Here is a 224-nt window from a genome sequence, read left to right as displayed (position 1 = left end):
ATTGATACTCATGTAGCTGATGCTATGGGTTTTAATGCCTATAAAGGTGGTGGTAAGATGATAATTACCGGAGCTTCTTCTGTTTCTGCTTTTATGGCTGCACAAGGTAATGGTATGAGCGAAGGTTCAGGATTTTCTATAGGTAGTGGAAAAAATTATTCTCAAATATATGAAAATAATGTAGCTTTTGTAACTGCATTTTCGGCTGCTTTTGGAATAAGTGC

At 36.2% G+C, this 224-nt stretch carries 1 pseudogene; it reads left to right on the top strand.

Annotated elements, in window-relative coordinates:
- Positions 1-224 (top strand): annotated as a pseudogene (locus tag E2O22_RS07895) (flagellin); the annotation flags it as partial.

Origin of the sequence: Campylobacter lari (genome assembly GCF_004357905.1) — a bacterium.
Classification (GTDB): domain Bacteria; phylum Campylobacterota; class Campylobacteria; order Campylobacterales; family Campylobacteraceae; genus Campylobacter_D; species Campylobacter_D lari_D.
Note: the sequence above shows the minus strand (reverse complement) of the source record. Positions and strands in the feature narration are given on the sequence as shown.